The following is a 3,957-nucleotide window of genomic DNA, read 5'->3' as shown; positions in this document are numbered from 1 at the left end:
CTGGATGCCTGCATCCGCTGCGGGCGCTGCCAGGAGAACTGCCCGGCTTATTATACCGGGAAGAAGCTCAACCCCAAAGTTACTGTCATCCAGGCCATGAAGAAGCACCTGGACGGGAAGGCCCCGCACCTTTTAAGCGGGGCTGCCCGCCCCGAATTGGCCATGACCTCGGACGCCGAGGCCAATGCGGTCAGCCCCCTGGAGGCCAGCCTGCTCTATGATGTGGTCACCCCCGAGGTCTTGTGGGCCTGCACCAACTGCCGGGCCTGCCAGGAGCACTGCCCCATGTTCATCGAGCACCTCAACAAGATCATCAATATGCGTCGCAACCTGGTAATGTGGCAGGGCGATATGCCAGCTGAAGCCCAGAACGCCTTCACCAACCTGGAGCGCAACTACAACCCCTGGGGGGTGGGCTGGGCCTCACGGGCCAACTGGCTGGAGGAGCGGGGTATAAGAAACCTGGTCAATCTCCTGCCCGAAGACCACAGGGAATTCGAATACCTGCTCTACGGCGGCTGCGCGGTGGCCTTCGACGACCGCTACAAGCGGGCCGGCGAGGCCCTGGTGCGCCTCCTTGACCGGGCCGGCATCAATTTCGGCTATCTGGGGAATGAGGAAAGGTGCTGCGGCGATCCCGCCCGGCGCCTGGGCAATGAATACCTTTACCAGACCCTGGCCGCCCATAATATAGAGACTTTCAAGAAATACGGGGCGGACAAGATCATCTGCATCTGCCCCCACGGCTATAACGCCATCAAAAACGAATATCTCCAGATGGAGGGCGATTTTGAAGTTTACCATTCCTCCGAATTCTTGGCCAGGCTGATTGCGGAAGGCAGGCTTAGTGTGAATAAGACCGAAGCGGTCACTATGAGCTACCATGACTCCTGCTTTCTAGGCAGGCACAACGGGATTTATGAACCGCCCCGCCAGGTGGTCAAATCCACCGGGGCACAGGTTGTCGATATAGATAAGTCCCGCCGTTTCGGGTTTTGCTGCGGCGCGGGCGGGGGGCGGATGTTTCTGGAGGAAGAGGCGGTGGGCGGCTTCAAGCGGATCAATGACGCCCGCACCGGTCAGCTCCTGCAGACCGGTGCCGGGGTGATCGCCAGCAACTGCCCCTTCTGCATGACCATGCTCACCGACGGGGTCAAGGAAGCCGGTGAAGAGGAGCGGGTCAAGGTCCTGGACGTTTGCGAAATCCTGTGGAGGAGTATTGAATAGCAGCCTCCGGTGCTCTACAGCTCCAAATAGCCCTGCACATATTCGATCTCAGCATCGGCCAGTTCCCTGATGCGGCGCATGGCGGTCAATTTGACCTCATCGCTCTCACCGCTCAGCTTCTCCAGGACCATGGATTCAAAAGGAATCTCTTTGATGCGCTCCACAGTCTCCTCGAGGTCGACCTGGGTGAAAAAACCGTTAAAGATATTCATCAGCTGACCGAAGAATTCCTCGGCCCACTGCTCCACCATTTCTTCATCGAACAGGTTTTTGTCATCATAGAAGCGGCTCATGTCTATATCCTCCTCAACAAATTCCGCCCGAGGCGGGATTACGTAAATCGCATATCGTCAGGGCTCAATTTAAATAATATTATATGATAATTTGAAATCAGGTCACAGCCCAATTTGATAAGGTTTTGGCGTTTTTTGCATTTATCCTCAATAAGTGTTTCGCAATTATTGTCTTTTTTTGATAAAATTTTGCTGTAGTCCAATTTCTTTTGGCAAATGAAAGCTTTGGAAGTTTAACCCGCTTTAAACAAACATCGGGCAGGTAGCGGGGAAGCTAATTTGTGAATCAAATCCCAAGCAGTTCTTATTGCCTATAAACACAATCAGTCTAAGTTAACCCGGGTTTTGTTACCTGGCGAAGGAGGAGTATGATGCCGTTGCAATCAACCCCGTTGTACCCCATGCACCTGAAGTACAAAGGCAAGATCATTGATTTCGGGGGCTGGGAATTGCCAGTTCAATATGAAGGCATGGGGATCATTAAGGAGCACCACATGGTGCGTGAAAGTGCTGGACTTTTCGATGTATCTCATATGGGCGAGATTATGGTCACCGGGGAGCGGGCTCAGGACTTCGTGCAGAAGCTGGTATGCAATGATGTATCCAGAATGCGCGACTTTCAGGTTCTGTACAGCCCCATGTGTTATCCTGACGGCGGGGTGGTTGATGATCTTTTGATCTACAAATATCACCCTGCCAAATATCTCCTGGTGGTGAACGCCGCCAATGCGGAAAAAGACTTCGCCTGGATCAAGGAGAATCTTATGGAGGGGGTTCTTGCCGAAGATGTTTCCCCCCAATATGCGCAGTTGGCCCTCCAGGGGCCCCGGGCTCAGGAGATCCTGCAAACCCTCACCCCTACTGACCTCGACCAGATCAAATTCTTTCAGTTTAATCCCGCAGTGAAGATAGCCGGATTAGAATGTATAGTCTCCCGAACCGGTTATACCGGAGAAGACGGCTTTGAAATCTATGTCAGGCCCGCTGATGCCGTTCTGCTATGGGAAGAAATCCTTAAGGCGGGAGGGGAGCTGGTAAGCCCGATTGGGTTGGGAGCCCGGGACAGCCTGAGATTTGAAGCCAAGCTGCCCCTGTACGGGCAGGAGATCGATAAGGATATAACCCCCCTGGAAGCTGGCTTGGGCTATTTCGTCAAGCTTGACAACGGTGATTTCATCGGCAGGTCGGCTCTTTTGGAACAAAAACAAGCCGGGCTGGGAAGAAAACTGGTGGAGTTCGAAATGGTGGACAAAGGGATTCCCCGCTCGCATTACGAGGTGGAAAAGGACGGGGTCAACATCGGCCATGTTACCAGCGGCCTGCATGCCCCCACTTTTAAAAAGCCGATCGGCCTGGCCCTGATAGACAGCAAATACAGCGCCCCCGGCACCGAGATCGATATCATGATCCGCGGCAAAGCCGTTAAAGCGGTGGTGGGCCAGGGCATATTCTACCGCAAAAGAACCAAGTCTAAGTAATGCAAGGTATCTTATCAGGTTCTTAAATATAATGGAGGGATCGAATATGAACATACCAGAGGGATTGCTTTATACCGATGAGCACGAATGGATAAGGGTGGAAGGTGAAGTCGGCTATATCGGGATAACTGATTATGCCCAGCATCACCTGGGGGATATCGTTTTCGTGGAGCTGCCGGAGTTGGATGCCTCAGTATCCAAAGGCGAGTCCATCGGGGTGATCGAATCGGTAAAAGCGGTGGCCAACCTGTACAGCCCCGCTGACGGCGCCATCAAAAGCGTAAACGAGGAGTTGGAGGACTCCCCGGAGCTGTTGAATCAGGATCCCTATGAGAACTGGATAGCCGCCATCGAGTTGAGCGACCCTGGCAAACTGCAGGGATTGATGTCGGCTTCGGCCTACACCACCTTTTGCCAGAACCTCGAAGACTAGGGAGGAGTAAAATGAAATACACTCCTAACCCCACCCCGGTCGTAGAGGAGATGCTCAACATCCTGGGCCTGAACAGCCTGGATGAACTGTTCAGCGACATCGATGCTGACCTGCGTGTCAAGAGCGGTCTGCGGCTGCCCCCGGGGATGGGGGAAATGGAATTGCATCGCCATATAAAAAGCCTGGCCGCTAAAAACATCAATACTGAGGATTTCCCTTCTTTCCTGGGTGCAGGCGCCTATGACCACTATATTCCGGCGCCTGTGGAACAGCTTCTGCTGCGCTCCGAGTTCTATACCGCCTACACCCCTTATCAGCCGGAGATCAGTCAGGGCATATTGCAATCCATCTTTGAATACCAGACCTTGATCTGTAAATTGACCGGGCTGGATGTCTCCAACGCCTCGCTTTATGATGGCGGCAGCGCCCTGGCCGAGGCCTGCAGCCTGGCCTGCATGAGCGGCAAAGGCCGCAGAAAAGTAGTGATCTCTGACACAGTTCACCCTGAATACCTGCAGATTCTCAA

The 3,957-nt window shown here is 53.6% G+C and carries 5 protein-coding genes; 4 read left to right on the top strand and 1 reads right to left on the bottom strand.

Annotation, left to right across the window (positions count from 1 at the left end; all coding sequences use genetic code 11):
• Nucleotides 1-1,227, top strand: a 1,227-nt coding sequence (locus B3W37_RS10500; protein ID WP_483175698.1) for a (Fe-S)-binding protein, incomplete at its 5' end; no start/stop codon positions are given.
• Nucleotides 1,228-1,241: 14 nt separating this feature from the next.
• On the opposite strand, the gene B3W37_RS10495 is transcribed toward B3W37_RS10500, so the two are convergent.
• Nucleotides 1,242-1,520: a hypothetical protein gene (locus B3W37_RS10495; protein ID WP_481041447.1), complete on the bottom strand. Its 279-nt coding sequence runs from the start codon at nucleotides 1,518-1,520 to the stop codon at nucleotides 1,242-1,244.
• A 368-nt stretch (nucleotides 1,521-1,888) separates the two neighbouring features.
• Between B3W37_RS10495 and gcvT the strand changes: the two genes are divergently transcribed.
• From gcvT to B3W37_RS10480, 3 genes are all read left to right on the top strand, one after another.
• Entirely contained in the window at nucleotides 1,889-2,998 is a 1,110-nt protein-coding gene (gcvT, locus tag B3W37_RS10490; RefSeq protein ID WP_483175697.1) for a glycine cleavage system aminomethyltransferase GcvT, read from the top strand.
• Between the two features lie 46 nt (nucleotides 2,999-3,044).
• A complete protein-coding gene (gene gcvH, locus B3W37_RS10485) occupies nucleotides 3,045-3,431 on the top strand; it encodes a glycine cleavage system protein GcvH (RefSeq protein ID WP_481041451.1) in 387 nt (128 codons plus the stop codon).
• An 11-nt stretch (nucleotides 3,432-3,442) separates the two neighbouring features.
• A partial coding sequence (locus B3W37_RS10480; protein WP_483175696.1) for a PLP-dependent aminotransferase family protein occupies nucleotides 3,443-3,957 on the top strand: 515 nt, incomplete at its 3' end.

The organism is Syntrophomonas sp. UBA5494 (genome assembly GCF_002426325.1).
The sequence above is the reverse complement of the archived record's forward strand: the minus strand, read 5'-3'. Positions and strand labels throughout refer to the sequence as shown.

Coding starts and splice junctions, on each gene's coding strand:
- gcvH (WP_481041451.1), top strand. CDS start 3,045: ATGAACATACCAGAGGGATTGCTTTATACCGATGAGCACGAATGGATA.
- B3W37_RS10495 (WP_481041447.1), bottom strand. CDS start 1,520: ATGAGCCGCTTCTATGATGACAAAAACCTGTTCGATGAAGAAATGGTG.
- gcvT (WP_483175697.1), top strand. CDS start 1,889: ATGATGCCGTTGCAATCAACCCCGTTGTACCCCATGCACCTGAAGTAC.